Origin of the sequence: Streptomyces sp. NPDC048566, assembly GCF_043199735.1 — a bacterium.
Taxonomy (GTDB): domain Bacteria; phylum Actinomycetota; class Actinomycetes; order Streptomycetales; family Streptomycetaceae; genus Streptomyces.
On sequence record NZ_JBICWL010000008.1, the window covers coordinates 224825 to 239898 of the forward strand.

Genomic DNA, 15074 nt, shown 5'->3' on the forward strand with positions numbered 1-15074 from the left:
CGCACGCCGGATGATGCCGACGACGTCGTCAAGGAGGGCAGCCGTGGCCGACACATCGCAGACGGCACCTGCCGCACCCGCCGCCAGACGGGACCGCACGCACTACCTGTACCTCGCCGTGATCGGCGCCGTGATCCTCGGGATCGCGGTGGGCCTGCTCGCCCCGGACTTCGCGGTCGAGCTCAAGCCCATCGGCACCGGCTTCGTGAACCTGATCAAGATGATGATCTCGCCGATCATCTTCTGCACGATCGTGCTGGGCATCGGCTCGGTGCGCAAGGCCGCCAAGGTCGGCGCCGTCGGCGGGATCGCGCTCGGCTACTTCCTGGTGATGTCGCTGGTGGCGCTGGCCATCGGCCTGGTCGTCGGCAACGTCCTGGACCCGGGCAGCAGCCTCGCGATGACCGACGCGGTCAAGCAGGCGGGCCAGGGCCAGGTCTCGGCGGAGGCGCTGCCGCCGGTCGACTTCGTGCTCTCGATCATCCCGACGACGATGGTGTCGGCGTTCACCGAGGGCCAGGTGCTCCAGACCCTGCTCGTCGCGCTCCTCACCGGCTTCGCGCTCCAGGCGATGGGCTCGGCCGGGCAGCCCGTCCTGCGGGGCATCGAGCACATCCAGCGGCTCGTCTTCCGCATCCTCGCCATGGTCATGTGGGCGGCTCCGCTCGGCGCGTTCGGCGCCATCGCCGCCGTGACCGGCTCCGCCGGCGTGGACGCGCTGAAGAGTCTGGCCGTCCTGATGCTCGGCTTCTACGTCACCTGCTTCCTGTTCGTGTTCGTGGTGCTCGGCGCGGTGCTGCGGGTGGTCACGGGCCTGAACATCCTCACGTTCCTGAAGTACCTGGGCCGGGAGTTCCTGCTCATCCTGTCGACGTCCTCGTCGGAGTCCGCGCTGCCGCGGCTCATCGCCAAGATGGAGCACCTGGGGGTCGGCAAGCCCGTCGTCGGCATCACCGTCCCGACCGGCTACTCCTTCAACCTCGACGGCACGATGATCTACATGACCATGGCGTCGCTGTACATCGCCGACGCGATGGGCACGCCGATGTCGATCGGCGAGCAGATCCCGCTGCTGCTCTTCCTGCTGGTCGCGTCCAAGGGCGCCGCGGGCGTCAGCGGCGCGGGCCTCGCCACGCTGGCCGGGGGACTCCAGTCGCACAAGCCCGCCCTGGTGGACGGGGTCGGCCTCATCGTGGGCATCGACCGCTTCATGAGCGAGGCGCGGGCGCTGACCAACTTCGCCGGCAACGCCGTCGCCACGGTCCTCATCGGCACCTGGACGAACGAGATCGACAAGGAGCGGGTCGCCGAGGTCCTGGCCGGGCGGCTGCCGTTCGACGAGAGGACGCTGCTCGACGAGTCCGGCGCCGACGGCACCGACGGCACCGGACCGGACGTGCCGGAGCAGGGCGGCGAGAAGGAACTGGCCACGACCTGACGAGTCCGGCGCCCGCGCGGGCGCGCCGGAACACCGGACGGCCGGCCCGCACCCCGCGGACCGGCCGTCCGCCGCGTTGCCGGTCGGCCGGCGGTCGGGCCGGCGGGGGTGCGCCCCGGCCGGTTCAGCCGCTCAGCTCCGCCACCAGGGCGGTGGCGCGCGCGGCGGGCACGCCCGCCGCGGTGAGCATGGTGACGGTGGCGGAGCTGCCCGCCTCACGGGCGGGCAGCAGCCCGTCGTTCACCGCCTCCATGAGCGCGAACAGGGTCTGCTCGTGCACGTACGCCAGTGCCCGCGGCGGCAGCGGGGACGCGAACGCCCCCTGCTCCAGGCCGCGCCGGAGGATCTCCGCGCAGTCCTCGCGGACCGGTGTGAGCCGCTCGCGGATGCCCTGGAGGGTGACGCTGCGCTGGGCCAGCGCGACCAGCAGCCGGTAGCGGTCGGCGATCTCCCAGACGGCGAGGGTCGAGCGGGCCAGCGACTCCACCGGGTCCGCCACGCCCTCGCGGCCCGCCGCGTGCGCCGCCGCCACCGCCGCCACGGCCTCGTCGGTCAGGGTGCCGACCAGCGCCTCCCTGCTGGGGAAGTGGCCGTACACGGTGCGCCGGACGACGCCCGCCGCGCGGGCGATCTGGTCCATGGACGCGTCGGGGTCGCGCAGCAGCTCGGCGAGCGCGACATCGAGGATGCGGCGGCGGTTCACATCGGCTCGGCTCGGGTTACCCGTGGTCATGGCTGCCATTCTGCCCGTCCTGCGGGCGCCCCCGCGTTCCGCGGCAGGCATCGCTCCACCTCCTGATTTGCACAGTGCTGTGCAACCTCGTACATTGCACATGGTTGTGTAATTGCACGCCATTGTGCAAGTCCCGGTGCGGACCGATCCCCGTGCCGGACGACGGAGGAGGGCGGCCGTAGCGATGCGTCTCGTCATGAAAGAACCGGTCGAGGACATGGACCGGCCCTACGCCCGGCGCTGGTGGGCACTGCTCGTGCTCTGCCTGAGCCTGCTGATCATCGTGATGGCGAACACCGCCCTCACGGTCGCGGCACCGGACATGACGCAGGATCTCGGCCTGACCAGCGCCGACCTGCAATGGGTCATCGACGGCTACACGGTCCCCTACGCCGCGCTGATGCTGCTGCTCGGCGCGGTCGGCGACAAGTACAGCCGCCGCGGCGCCCTGGTCCTCGGGCTCGTCGTCTTCGGCGGCGGCGCGGTCGCCGGCTCCCTCGTCGGCAGTTCCACCGGGGTCATCGCGGCCCGCGCGGTCATGGGGGTCGGCGCCGCGCTGATCATGCCCGCGACGCTCTCCCTGCTCGCCGCGACCTTCCCGCGGGCCGAACGTGCCAAGGCCATCGTGCTGTGGACCGCCACCGCCGGACTCGCCATCGCGGCCGGCCCCCTGGTCGCGGGGGCGCTCCTGGAGCGCCACGGCTGGTCGTCCACGTTCCTGATCAACGTGCCGATCGCCGCGCTCGCCGTCGTCGGGGCCCTCGTCCTCGTGCCGCCGTCCCGGGCCGCGCACCGGCACCGCATCGACCACGTCGGCGGACTGCTGTCCGTGGTGTGGGTCGGCTCCCTGGTCTACATGATCATCGAGGGGCCGCACTTCGGCTGGGGCGCGAAGGCCGTCACCGCGGCCGTGGCCGCCGGCGCGGGCCTGGTCCTGTTCGTCCTGTGGGAGCTGCGCCACCCGCGCCCCGTCGTCGACGTGCGGCGCTTCGCGCAGCGCCGCTTCGCCGGCTCGAACCTGGCCGTCGCCCTCTTCTTCCTCGCCGTCTTCGGCGCCTTCTACTACCTCACCCAGCACCTGCAGTTCGTCCTCGGCTACGACGCCCTGGACACCGGCGTACGGATGCTTCCGCTGGCCGGCGCCGTCTTCGTGGGCTCGGCGCTCACCGGCTACCTCACCCCCCGCATCGGCATGCGGATCACGGTGACCGCGGGCATGGTCGGCGGCACGGCGGCCCTCGCGCTGCTCACCCGGGTGGACGCGAGTTCGACGTACGGCGACTTCGTGCTGCCCCTCGTCATCCTCGGCCTCGCCATCGGGCTCGCCCTCTCGCCCTGCACCGACGCCATCATGGGCGCCTTCCCCGAGTCCGAACTCGGCGTCGGCGGCGCGGTCAACGACACCTCGCTGGAACTCGGCGGCTCGCTCGGCATCGCCATCCTCGGTTCGGTGCTCGCGGGCTCCTACTCCTCCCACCTCGCGGACGCCACGGCGGGCCGCCCGCTGCCGGCGGGCGTACTGGCCACCGCCCAGGACTCGGTGGGGGCCGGGTACGCCGTCGCGCAGGGCATCGGCGACAAGGCGCAGCGGCTCGCCGAACAGGCGGCCGGGACGGCGGACGCCGGCCGGGCCGCCCAGCTCACCGCGCAGTCCCGTCAACTCGCCGACGGCGCACGGCAGATGGCGGACGCGGTCGGCTCGTCCTTCGCGGACGCCGTCGCCCACACCAGCCTCGTCGGCGCGGTCGTCCTCGGCGTGGGCACGGTACTGGTCGCCGTCCTGCTGCCCCGCCGGGACCGCACCGAGACCGTGACCGAGGGCCCGGCGGCCGACGCCGACGCCGACGCAGGCACGGACACGGACGCGGCGGCCGAGGCCGCGGCCACCGCCCCGGCGGCAGCCGAGCCCGGGACCGAGGCCGGACCGGAGCCCGCCTCCCGGACCGGCTCCGGGCGGTCCGGGCAGGAGACGGCGCCGGCGGGGAGCGGCGCGACCTGAGCCGGCCGGCGTCCCGGCGTGCGCGGAACCGCCGGCGCCGGCCCGTCGTCTCGTACACCGTGCAGCACCGTGCCGTGCCGGACCCCCGGCACGGCACGCCACGTTCCGCGGAGGACACCGAGCATGAAGATCGACTGGGACCGGCGCACCTGCGCGCGGCGGGGCCACGTGACGTACGCGCCCGACGAGGCGGTGCTGCGCGACCGGCTGCGCGCGGAGACGGGACTGGGCGAGGCGTGGCGGTGTCTGCGCTGCGGTGACTTCGCCCTCGGTGATCCGCACGGCTCGGGCCCCGCCGTCGAGGCGCCGCTGGTGCCGCGCGGCACGGTGCTGCGGGACCTGTTCGTCCTGCGCTTCCTGGCGGTCGAGCGGGCGGTGCGCGGTGTGTTCATCGTGCTGGTCGCCGTCGCGGTCTGGAGGTTCAGCAACAGCCAGGACGCGGTCCGGCGCCTCTTCGACGAGTACCTCGACGTCTTCCGTCCGGTGTTCCGGCACTTCCACTACGACCTCGACCACTCGCCCGTCGTCGGCACGATCCAGAAGACGTTCGGCTACCGGCACTCCACGCTGCTGCTCGTGGCCGCGCTGCTGCTGGCGTACGCGCTCGTCGAGATCGTCGAGGCGGTCGGCCTCTGGTACGCCAGGCGCTGGGCGGAGTACCTCACGGTCGTCGCCACGGCCGCGTTCCTGCCGCTGGAGGTCTACGAACTCACCGAGCACCTCAGCTGGCTGAAGGTCGCCACCCTCGTCCTCAACATCCTCGCCGTCCTCTACATCGCCCTGACCAAGCGGCTGTTCGGCCTGCGCGGGGGCCGCCGTGCCTTCGAGGCGGAGCGGCAGAGCGCCTCCCTGCTGGAGGTCGAGGAGTCGGCCGGCGTCCTGGTGTGAGGCGGCGCGTGCGGAGCGGTGGCGCCGCCGCGCGGGACGGCGGCTGCCGGGCCGGCCGCCGCTTGCCTTGACGTCGGCGTCAAGGAATACGGTCGGGTCATGCGAATCGGCGAGCTGGCGGCGCGGGCCGGGACGACCACGCGGACCCTGCGCTACTACGAGTCGCGGGGGCTGCTGCCCGCGCGGCGGGGCGAGAACGGGTACCGGACGTACGACGAGGGCGATCTGCGGCTGCTCCGGCAGATCAGGACGCTCCAGGACTTCGGGTTCGACCTGGAGGAGACGCGGCCCTTCGTGGAATGCCTGCGGGCCGGGCATCCCGAGGGCGACGCGTGCCCCGACTCGCTGGCCGTGTACCGGCGCAAACTCGGCGAACTCGACGCGCTGATCGGGGAGCTGAGGTCGGTGCGCGCGCAGGTCGGCGAGCAGTTGGAGCGGGCGGAACGGGCCCGCGACGAGCTGGCGGCCGAGGCGCTGGTTCCGGGCGGTCCGGAACCGCTGTGCGAGCTGGGAGGCAGGACGCGATGATCAGAGCGGCAGGCGTGGCCGAGGTGACGGACGCGGACTTCGCGGCGGAGGTGATCGGGGCGGACCGTCCGGTGCTGGTGGAGTTCACCGCCGACTGGTGTCCGCCGTGCCGCCAGATGGGCCCGGTCCTCACCGAGCTGGCGCGTGAGGAGGCGGACCGGTTCCGGGTGGTCCAGCTGGACGTGGACACCAATCCGCGGACCGCGCTCGCGTACGGGGTGCTGTCGATGCCGACGTTCCTGGTGTTCCGCGACGGTGAGCCGGTGGCGTCGATGGTGGGAGCGCGCGCGAAGCGGAAGCTGCTGCGGGAGGTGACCGACGTGCTGTGATGCGGGGCCCGGACCGCCTCGGCCGCGGCGCACCCCGAACACGGAAAATCCCCCGCGCCATTGCGCTCGGGGGATTTCTCTGCGTATATTCGATGATTCGCGACTTTGTTTATGAAGGCCGCGCAAAGTTCACTGAGCAGAGTATATCCGGGCGGGAGCGGAATTGTCAAACAAGGGCTCACACACAGAATTCCCCGACGACGAACTGCGGTACGAGCAGGAATTCGTCGACGGGCTGTACACGCGCGTGGACGCCCTGCGCGGGGCCACCGAGGACTCCGTGGGGGACGCCCTCGCCCAGGGCAGTACGCCCATGCAGGCCCGCCTCGAACGGGACGTCCTGGTGGCCGAGCGCTCGGGACTGCTCGCCGCGCTGAACGCCGTCGACGGCTCGCTCTGCTTCGGCCGGATCGACCTGGCCCCGGACCGGGACACCGCCGCCCCTGCCGTCAGCCACCACATCGGCCGCATCGGCGTCCGCGCCGACGACGCCGACCACACGCCGATCCTCATCGACTGGCGGGCCCCCGTAGCCCGCCCCTTCTACCTCGCCACCGGGCACACTCCCATGGGCCTGCGCCGCCGCCGGCACATCACCACCGACGGGCGGCGCGTCACCGGCCTGCACGACGAGATCCTCGACCTCGGCGACCGCGAACGCACCGGCCACGAGGACCCCACCGGCGACGCGGTGCTGCTCGCCGCGCTCGACTCGGCCCGAACCGGCCGCATGAGCGACATCGTGCAGACCATCCAGGCCGAACAGGACCGGATCATCCGGGCCCCGCACCGGGGCGTCCTCGTCGTCGAGGGCGGGCCGGGCACCGGGAAGACCGCCGTCGCCCTGCACCGCGCGGCCTACCTGCTCTACGAGCACCGCGAACTGCTCGCCAGGCGGGCCGTCCTCATCGTCGGCCCCAACCCGGCCTTCCTCGGCTACATCTCAGAGGTGCTGCCCTCGCTCGGTGAGACCGGCGTCCTGCTCTCCACCCTCGGCGAGTTGTTCCCCGGTGTCCACGCCAGGGCCGCGGACACCCCGCAGGCGGCCGCCGTGAAGGGCCGCGCCGAGATGGCCGGCGTCCTCGCCCGTGCCGTCGCGCAGCGGCAGGCGCTCCCCGACCCGGTCATCGCCATCGAGCACGACCGGGAGGTCCTCATGCTCGACGCGGGCCTCGTCCGGGTCGCCCGGGACCGCACCCGCGCCGCCGGCCTGCCGCACAACGTGGCCCGCGAGCACTTCGAGGGACACATCCTCAACGCCCTCACCGACATGCTCGCCGAGCGCATCGGCACCGACCCCTTCGACGGCGGCAACCTGCTCGACCCGAGTGACGTCACCCAGATCCGGGACGAACTCGCCGAGAACCCCGACGTGTGGTCGGCCATCGACCGGCTGTGGCCGAGGCTCACCCCGACGCGGCTCGTCGCCGACCTCCTCGCCGACCCGGACGGCCACCTGGCGGACGAGGACGCGCGCGCCGTCCGGCGCCCGGTCACCGGCCCCGGCGACTGGACCGAGGCGGACGTCCCGCTCCTCGACGAGGCGGCCGAACTGCTCGGCGAGGACGAGCGGGTCGCCCGGGCCCGCGCCGACCGCGAGCGGCACACCCAGATCGCGTACGCCCAGGGCGTCCTGGACGTCTCCTACGCCTCCCGCACCTACGAGTTCGACGACAAGGACGAGGAGGACTCCGAGATCCTGTCGGCGCACGACATCATCGACGCCGAACGGATGGCCGAACGGCACGAGGAGGACGACCACCGCAGCGCCGCCGAGCGGGCCGCCGCCGACCGGACCTGGGCCTTCGGCCACATCATCGTGGACGAGGCGCAGGAGCTGTCGCCGATGGCGTGGCGGCTGCTGATGCGCCGTACCCCCACCCGTTCCATGACCCTCGTCGGCGACCCCGCGCAGACGGCGGAGGCGGCGGGCGTCGGCTCGTGGCGGGAGGTCCTCGCCCCGTACGTCGGGGACCGCTGGGAGCACACCCGGCTCGGCGTCAACTACCGCACGCCGTCCGAGATCATGGACGTCGCCGCCGCCGTGCCGCGCGCCGAGCACCCCGGCTTCGAGCCACCCCGGTCCGTCCGCTCCACCGGCGTACGTCCCTGGGCGCGCGACGCCGGCGGCGACCTGCCCGGCGCGGTGGCCGAGGCGGTCGCCGAGCTGACCCCGGCCGAGGGGCGGCTCGCGGTCATCGCGCCGCGTGCCCTGCACGCCGAGCTGGCCGGCCGGCTGGACGGGGTCACGGCGGGCGGGGAACCGGACCTGACCCGGTCCGTGGTCCTCCTCGCCCCCCGCCAGGCCAAGGGGCTGGAGTTCGACGCGGTGCTGGTGGTCGACCCCGCCTCCTACGGCACGAGCGACCTCTACGTCGCGCTCACCCGGGCCACGCAGTCCCTGGGCGTGCTGTACACGGGTGAACTGCCCGCCTCGCTGCGGGCCGCCGGCCTGCGCTGACCCGCGCCCGGCGCCCGGGCCGTCCCGTCCCTCCGCGGGCGCGGGACGGCCGGGGGACGCGCGCCTAGGCCGGCCGCAGCCAGACCGTCGACAGGGGCGGCAGCGTCAGCTGGACGCTGGCCGGCCGGCCGTGCCAGGGGGTCGGCTCCGGCTTGACCGGGTGCGGGTTGGTGACGTCGCCGCCGCCGTAGCGCAGGGCGTCGGTGTTGAGGACCTCGTGCCAGGCGGGGACGTCCTCGGGGACGCCGAGGCGGTAGCCGTGCCGCACGGCGGGGGAGAAGTGCGAGACGGCGAGCAGGGGCGTGCCGTCCGCGGCGTGCCGCAGGAACGCGAAGACGTTGTCGTCGGCGGAGTCGCCGGAGACCCAGGCGAACCCGGACGGATCGGTGTCGCGTTCCCACAGCGCGGGCTCGTGCCGGTAGACCGTGTTGAGGTCGCGGACGAGGTCGCGCACGCCGCGGTGGTCCGCCTCGGCGCCGTACGCCGGATCGAGCAGCCACCAGTCCGGGCCGTGTGCCTCCGACCACTCCGCCCCCTGGGCGAACTCCTGGCCCATGAAGAGGAGTTGCTTGCCGGGGTGGGCCCACATGAAGGCGAGGTAGGCGCGCAGGTTGGCGCGCTGCTGCCACCAGTCGCCGGGCATCTTGGAGACGAGGGAGCGCTTGCCGTGGACGACCTCGTCGTGCGAGATGGGCAGGACGTAGTTCTCGCTGTAGGCGTACACCATCGAGAAGGTCATCTCGTCGTGGTGGTACTTGCGGTGCACCGGCTCGTGGGCCAGGTAGTCCAGCGAGTCGTGCATCCAGCCCATGTTCCACTTCAGCCCGAAGCCGAGGCCGCCGAAGCCCCCTGGTCCGGTGTGGTGGGTGGCCCGGGTCACGCCGTCCCAGGCCGTCGATTCCTCGGCCACCGTGACGACCCCGGGGTTGCGGCGGTAGACGGTGGCGTTCATCTCCTGGAGGAACGCCACCGCGTCCAGGTTCTCCCGGCCGCCGTGCTCGTTGGGGCTCCACTGCCCCGGCTCGCGGGAGTAGTCGAGGTAGAGCATGGAGGCGACGGCGTCGACGCGCAGGCCGTCGATGTGGAACTCCTCGCACCAGTACGTGGCGTTGGCGACGAGGAAGTTGCGCACCTCGCGGCGGCCGTAGTCGAACTCCAGGGTGCCCCAGTCGGGGTGGTCGGCGCGCTGCGGGTCGGGGTGCTCGTAGAGCGGGCGGCCGTCGAAGGCGGCCAGCGCCCACTCGTCCCGCGGGAAGTGCGCGGGCACCCAGTCCATCAGCACGCCGATGCCCGCTCGGTGCAGCGCGTCGACGAGGTGCTTGAAGTCGTCCGGGGTGCCCAGCCGGGCGGTCGGCGCGTAGAACCCGGTCACCTGGTAGCCCCAGGACCCGCCGAAGGGGTGCTCGGCGACCGGCATCAGCTCCACGTGCGTGAACCCGAGGTCGGCGACGTAGGCCGGCAGCTGCTCGGCGAGCTGACGGTAGGTCAGCCCAGGCCGCCAGGAGGGCAGATGGATCTCGTACACGGACACCGGGGCCTCGTGGGCCGGGCGCTCCGCCCGGCGCGCCAGCCAGTCCGCGTCCCGCCACACGTGGTGCGAGGCGTGCACGACCGACGAGGTCCGGGGCGGTTCCTCCGTGCGGCGGGCCATCGGGTCGGCGCGCAGCGTGTGCGAGCCGTCCGGGCGGGTGATGTCGAACTTGTACAGCTCGCCCTCGCCGACCCCGGGCAGGAACACCTCCCAGACGCCCGAGGAGCCGAGCGAGCGCATCGGATGCCCGGAGCCGTCCCAGAAGTTGAAGGAGCCGGCGACGCGGACGCCTCGCGCGTTCGGGGCCCACACCGTGAACCGTGTGCCGGCCACCCCCTGGTGCTCCATCGGCACCGCGCCGAGCGCCTTCCACAGTTCCTCGTGCCGGCCCTCGCCTATCAGGTGCAGGTCCAGCTCGCCGAGGGCGGGCAGGAAGCGGTAGGCGTCCTCGGTCTCCCGTTCGGCGTCCGCGTAGGTCACGAGCAGCCGGTAGGCGTCCGGGATCGCCCGCAGCGGCAGCAGGCCGGAGAAGAACCCGCCCCCGTCGTCCTGGAGGGCGGCCCGCAGGTCCTGCGCGACGACCGTGACGCCGAGCGCGTACGGGCGGAAGACCCGGAAGGCGATGCCCCCCGGCACCGGGTGCGCCCCCAGCACACCGTGTGGGTTGTGGTGTGTGCCGTCGAGCAGCCGCGCGCGGTCGGCCGCGTCGATCTCCGCGGAGCCGGGGGCCTTTGCCGCGGCACCGACGGGGTCCGCGCCTCCCGGGCCGCCCTCCGGCACGGCGCGACCGTCCTCCGGCACGGCGGGCGCGTTCCCGGCGGCACCCGCGCCGCCGTCCGCGGCGTCCGGAATCCGCGCCACGGCACTCACGCCCCTGGCGGACTTCTTCCTGGCCGGGGACTTCCTCCCGGCGGACTTCTCGGCCGCCGTCTTCTTTCCGGCGGCCGGCTTCTTCGCGCTGTTCTTCTTCGGACCGTCGTCGGACGGGGGGCGGGGCGTCACGGGCGGGGCCTCCTCGGGAGGGTGAACGGATAGACGGCACAAGGGTGTTCAGGACGGCGCGGCGAGCCGCCGCACCGCCGCCAGCGGAACCGGCAGCCAGTCGGGGCGGTGCCGGGCCTCGTAGAGGACCTCGTACACCGCCTTGTCGGTCTCGAAGGCGCGGAGCAGGACCGGGTCCGTGCGCGGGTCGGTTCCGCCGGCCTCGGCGTACCCGGCGCAGTACGCGGCCCGGCAGGCGGCGGCCCAGCCCGCGGCCGGCGAGCCGGAGCCACCGGCCCGGTCGGCGCCGCCGGCCGGAGGCAGCGCGTGGGCCGCGTAGTCGAAGGAGCGCAGCATGCCCGCGACGTCGCGGGCCGGGGGCTGCGGCATCCGGCGTTCCGCGAGGGGCTTGGACGGCTCGCCCTCGAAGTCGATCAGGGACCACCGGCCGTCGGCCGAACGCAGGCACTGGCCGAGGTGCAGATCGCCGTGGATGCGCTGGGCGGTCCAGGTGTGGCCCTCGGCGGACAGGTCGGCGAGCGCCTCGAACGCGGTGCGCAGGCCGGGCACGTAGGGCCGCAGCGCCGGAACGGCCTGAGCGGTGGTCTCCAGGCGCCCGGTCATCGTGTCGACGAGCGGTGCCGTCTGGTGATGGCCCAGGGTCACCGTCGGCAGGGCCCGGGCGAGCGCCGTGTGCACCTCGGCGGTGGCCCGGCCCAGCGCCCGCGCCTCGGCGGTGAAGTCCTCGCCCTTGGCGAGTTCCCGCAGCGCCAGCTCCCAGCCGTCGGCGGCGCCCTGCACGAAGGGCTGGAGGACGCCGAGCACGTGGGTCTCGGCGTCCAGGTCCGCGACCATCCAGGCCGCCGGCGCCGGGACCCGCGGGCAGCCCTCGCGGGCCAGCGCCAGCGGCAGTTCGAGGTCCGGGTTGATCCCCGGCACGATCCGGCGCAGCAGCTTCAGGATGAACGTATCGCCGTACACGATCGAGGAGTTGGACTGTTCCGCGGTCACCAGGCGCGGGACGAGGTCCTCGCGTATGTCCTGGCGTGGGTCCCGTTCGAAGCGCAGGGCGCCGAGCCGGGCGCCGGAGCGCAGCGCCTCCAGCAGGACGCCGGCGGGCCGGGGGTCGTACAGCGCCTCGTACACCGTGCGGCCGGCCAGCGGCCCCTGCCGGGGGTGTCCGATCAGTGCGGGCGCGAGGTGCGGGGGGAGCGCCTCGCGGACCCCGATGAGCAGTTGGTAGCAGTCGCCGGGCTGTGCGCTCGCGCCGTGGGCCGCGGAGAGCGGCTGATGTGCCCGCACGAGAAGGTGGATCAGTCCCAACGGGGCCGTGGAGGGCAGGAGTTCCACCGCGGCGACCAGTGAGAACCCGGTCACCGGGCGCCCCTTGCCGGCGAACCAGCGCTGCCGCGGCAGCCATTCCCGCAGCAGTGGATCGAGCGACGCGAGCAACTCGGGGCGGGCGAGCGGGGCCGGGGCGGAGTGGGTTACGGCTTCCGACATGGGCGTCGCGTCCTTTCCCCAGTGCCCGGGTTCCCGGATACCGGGCGAGGCGGGGTGTTCCTGATGGGTGCCCCGGGCGGGGCGGTGGAAACCGCCCCGCCCCCGGCTTCCTATACGGCGTCCGTCCGCAGCCGGAACCAGTAGAAGCCGTGTCCGGCCAGGGTGAGCAGGTAGGGCAGTTCCCCGATGGCGGGGAAGCGGACGCCGCCGATCAGCTCGACGGGGTGGCGCCCGGTGAAGGCGCTGAGGTCGAGTTCGGTGGGCTGGGCGAAGCGCGAGAAGTTGTGCACGCACAGCACCAGGTCGTCGTCGCCGCCGTCGGCGGTCGAGGGGGCCTCGCGCAGGAAGGCGAGGACGGCGGGGTTGGAGGAGGGGAGTTCGGTGTAGGAGCCGAGTCCGAAGGCGGGGTTCTGCTTGCGGATCTCGATCATGCGGCGGGTCCAGTGCAGCAGTGAGGAGGGCGAGGACATCGACGCCTCGACGTTGGTGACCTGGTAGCCGTAGACGGGGTCCATGATGGTGGGCAGGAAGAGGCGGCCGGGGTCGCTGGAGGAGAATCCGGCGTTGCGGTCGGGGGTCCACTGCATGGGGGTGCGGACGGCGTCGCGGTCGCCGAGCCAGATGTTGTCGCCCATGCCGATCTCGTCGCCGTAGTAGAGGATCGGGCTGCCGGGCAGGGACAGCAGCAGGGCGGTGAAGAGTTCGATCTGGTTGCGGTCGTTGTCGAGCAGGGGGGCGAGGCGGCGGCGGATGCCGATGTTGGCCCGCATGCGCGGGTCCTTGGCGTATTCCGCGTACATGTAGTCGCGTTCTTCGTCGGTGACCATTTCGAGGGTGAGCTCGTCGTGGTTGCGCAGGAAGATGCCCCACTGGCAGTTGGTGGGGATGGCGGGGGTCTTGGCGAGGATCTCGGAGACGGGGTGGCGGGACTCGCGGCGGACGGCCATGAAGATGCGGGGCATGACGGGGAAGTGGAAGGCCATGTGGCACTCGTCGCCGCCGGAGGGGAAGTCGCCGAAGTAGTCGACGACGTCCTCGGGCCACTGGTTGGCCTCGGCCAGCAGCACCGTGTCCGGATAGTGCGTGTCGATCTCCTTGCGCACCCGCTTGAGGAACTCGTGGGTCGCAGGAAGGTTTTCGCAGTTGGTTCCCTCGACCTGGTACAGATAGGGGACCGCGTCCAGCCGGAAGCCGTCGATGCCGAGGTCGAGCCAGAACCGCAGCGCGGAGATGATCTCTTCCTGGACGGCCGGGTTCTCGTAGTTGAGGTCGGGCTGGTGGGAGAAGAAGCGGTGCCAGTAGTACTGTTTGCGGACGGGGTCGAAGGTCCAGTTGGAGGCTTCGGTGTCGATGAAGATGATGCGGGCGTCCTGGTACTGCTTGTCGTCGTCGGCCCAGACGTAGTAGTCGCCGTAGGGGCCGTCGGGGTGGGCGCGGGACTCCTGGAACCACGGGTGCTGGTCGCTGGTGTGGTTCATGACGAAGTCGATGATGACGCGCATGCCGCGCTGGTGGGCGGCGTCGACGAACTCGACGAAGTCGGCGAGGTCGCCGAACTCGGGCAGGACGGCGGTGTAGTCGGAGACGTCGTAGCCGCCGTCGCGCAGCGGGGACTTGAAGAAGGGCGGCAGCCACAGGCAGTCGACGCCCAGCCATTGGAGGTAGTCGAGTTTGGCGGTCAGGCCCTTGAGGTCGCCGATGCCGTCGCCGTTGCTGTCCTGGAAGGACCGCACCAGCACCTCGTAGAAGACGGCGCGCTTGAACCACTCGGGATCGCGGTCCTTGGCCGGGGTGTCCTCGAACGTGTCGTGGACGGGCTCGTTGACGATCATGTGGTGGGTGACCCTCCGATCTGCGGTGAGGACGGTCGCAGGACGGTGAAGACGTGCGCCGGCCGGTGCCCGGGCTCCAGGCGCACGTAGTTGGTCCTGCCCCAGTTGTAGGTCTCGCCGGTGAGCTCGTCGCGCACCGGCACCGTCTCATGCCAGTCCAGGCCGAGCCGTGGCATGTCCAACGAGACCGTGGCCTCCTGGGTGTGGTGCGGATCGAGGTTCGCCACGACCAGAACCGTGTTCGAACCCTGTGTGTCGCGGGCGGACTTCGAGTAGACGATCACCGCGTCCTGGTCGGCGTGGTGGAAGTGCAGGTCGCGCAGTTGGCGCAGCGCGGGGCTGCGCCGCCGGACCGCGTTGAGCCGGCGCAGCAGGGGCGTGATGGTGCGGCCCTCGCGCTCCGCCGCCTCCCAGTCGCGCGGGCGCAACTGGTACTTCTCCGAGTGCAGGTACTCCTCGCTGCCCGGCCGCAGCGCCGTGTTCTCGCAGAGTTCGAAGCCGCTGTAGACGCCCCAGGTGGGGGAGAGGGTCGCGGCGAGCACGGCCCGCACCTCGAAGGCCGGGCGGCCCCCGTGCTGGAGGAACTCGTGCAGGATGTCCGGGGTGTTGACGAAGAAGTTGGGCCGCATGTGCGCGGCGGCCTCGCCGGAGAGTTCGGTGAGGTACTCCGTCAGCTCCTGCTTGGTGTTGCGCCAGGTGAAGTAGGTGTACGACTGCTGGAAACCGACCGCCCCCAGCGTCCGCATCATCGCCGGCCGGGTGAAGGCCTCGGCCAGGAAGACGACGTCCGGGTCGGTCCGGTTGATCTGCGCGATCACCTGTTCCCAGAAGACGACCGGCTTGGTGTGCGG

Annotated in this window: 10 protein-coding genes and 1 pseudogene; 6 read left to right on the top strand and 5 right to left on the bottom strand. The window is 72.5% G+C overall.

Going from position 1 to position 15074, the window contains the following annotated elements:
• Window positions 1-13 precede the first annotated feature (13 nt).
• On the top strand, window positions 14-1438 hold the full coding sequence (locus ACGFS9_RS16330) for a cation:dicarboxylate symporter family transporter (RefSeq protein WP_393253795.1): 1425 nt from the start codon (window positions 14-16) through the stop codon (window positions 1436-1438).
• A 124-nt stretch (window positions 1439-1562) separates the two neighbouring features.
• On the opposite strand, the gene ACGFS9_RS16335 is transcribed toward ACGFS9_RS16330, so the two are convergent.
• Complete coding sequence (locus ACGFS9_RS16335) at window positions 1563-2171, bottom strand: TetR/AcrR family transcriptional regulator (protein WP_393253763.1); 609 nt, start codon at window positions 2169-2171, stop codon at window positions 1563-1565.
• A 184-nt stretch (window positions 2172-2355) separates the two neighbouring features.
• On the opposite strand from ACGFS9_RS16335, the gene ACGFS9_RS16340 reads away from it, so the two are divergent.
• The 5 genes from ACGFS9_RS16340 (at window position 2356) to ACGFS9_RS16360 (ending at window position 8376) form a co-directional block, all read left to right on the top strand.
• The gene (locus ACGFS9_RS16340; RefSeq protein ID WP_393253764.1) at window positions 2356-4170 is read left to right on the top strand and encodes an MFS transporter; all 1815 of its coding nucleotides are present in this window, start codon (window positions 2356-2358) and stop codon (window positions 4168-4170) included.
• 123 nt (window positions 4171-4293) lie between these two features.
• On the top strand, window positions 4294-5058 hold the full coding sequence (locus ACGFS9_RS16345; protein WP_393253766.1) for a DUF2127 domain-containing protein: 765 nt from the start codon (window positions 4294-4296) through the stop codon (window positions 5056-5058).
• A gap of 99 nt (window positions 5059-5157) precedes the next feature.
• Complete coding sequence (locus ACGFS9_RS16350) at window positions 5158-5586, top strand: MerR family transcriptional regulator (RefSeq protein WP_393253768.1); 429 nt, start codon at window positions 5158-5160, stop codon at window positions 5584-5586.
• The gene (locus tag ACGFS9_RS16355) at window positions 5583-5915 is read left to right on the top strand and encodes a thioredoxin family protein (protein WP_393253770.1); all 333 of its coding nucleotides are present in this window, start codon (window positions 5583-5585) and stop codon (window positions 5913-5915) included. The genes ACGFS9_RS16350 and ACGFS9_RS16355 overlap by 4 nt, the downstream gene beginning before the upstream one ends.
• A 145-nt stretch (window positions 5916-6060) precedes the next feature.
• The gene (locus tag ACGFS9_RS16360; protein WP_393253796.1) at window positions 6061-8376 is read left to right on the top strand and encodes a HelD family protein; all 2316 of its coding nucleotides are present in this window, start codon (window positions 6061-6063) and stop codon (window positions 8374-8376) included.
• Between the two features lie 64 nt (window positions 8377-8440).
• Here ACGFS9_RS16360 and glgB read toward each other — a convergent pair whose 3' ends face one another.
• The 4 genes and pseudogenes from glgB to ACGFS9_RS16380 form a co-directional block, all read right to left on the bottom strand.
• Window positions 8441-10909 carry a 1,4-alpha-glucan branching enzyme gene (gene glgB / locus ACGFS9_RS16365; protein WP_393253772.1) on the bottom strand — a complete coding sequence of 823 codons (2469 nt, stop codon included), beginning with the start codon at window positions 10907-10909 and terminating at the stop codon, window positions 8441-8443.
• Between the two features lie 48 nt (window positions 10910-10957).
• Window positions 10958-12391: a phosphotransferase gene (locus tag ACGFS9_RS16370; protein WP_393253774.1), complete on the bottom strand. Its 1434-nt coding sequence runs from the start codon at window positions 12389-12391 to the stop codon at window positions 10958-10960.
• 110 nt (window positions 12392-12501) lie between these two features.
• Complete coding sequence (gene treS, locus ACGFS9_RS16375) at window positions 12502-14223, bottom strand: maltose alpha-D-glucosyltransferase (RefSeq protein WP_393253776.1); 1722 nt, start codon at window positions 14221-14223, stop codon at window positions 12502-12504.
• Window positions 14220-15074: pseudogene (locus ACGFS9_RS16380) on the bottom strand (alpha-1,4-glucan--maltose-1-phosphate maltosyltransferase); the annotation flags it as partial. The gene treS and the pseudogene ACGFS9_RS16380, both read right to left, overlap by 4 nt.